Here is a 618-nt window from a genome sequence, read left to right on the forward strand (position 1 = left end):
CGCAGCAGCAGGCGAAAAGGCACAACAGAAGTCCCGGGATAATCTGGGGCTGAAAAGTGCGGCCACGATGGAAGCACAGAGCGACATTTACGACCGGACAAAAGGCCGTCTGGCGATACCCGGCGCATTCGGCTTTGGGTGTGCTTTTCTGCCTGAAGATGTTATCCGTTTTGACACTAAGAGTGATTTCCTGGCCTGGGTAAGGAATGCGCTGCCAGGTGAATATTCCGTTGCTGGCCCCTACGGCATCATCATACCCGACACACGGTTTGAAGGGGTGCTCAGCATCCGGTGGACTGATGCACGCCCTGAGACAACAGAACCGCGGTACAGAGCCAAATCCCTTACTTTTTACGGCATTAACGGCCCCATTTATCACACCCGCTACCGCTACTGGCCCATATCCAGACTGACTGGGTGAAAATAAATATAACCACAGAAGATATTATTTACAGAATCGTGGCGAGCTCTGTCCGCAACAGATGGGGAGACCCTGACATTGGCGGGCTGATTATTGCTGCGTACCAGGGAGAAGCTGACGGTGATAAAGTCATCAGACTTGTCAGGGGGCAGTCATACAGAGGCTCACGACTGGGACCGGTGGGGATTTCAGTGCCC

The 618-nt window shown here is 53.6% G+C and carries 1 pseudogene; it reads left to right on the forward strand.

The annotated features are described in order from the left end of the window. Positions 1-618 (forward strand): annotated as a pseudogene (locus ABZJ92_RS22160) (prophage tail fiber N-terminal domain-containing protein); the annotation flags it as partial.

The organism is Shigella sp. FJ200513, assembly GCF_040495915.1.
Taxonomy (GTDB): domain Bacteria; phylum Pseudomonadota; class Gammaproteobacteria; order Enterobacterales; family Enterobacteriaceae; genus ECMA0423.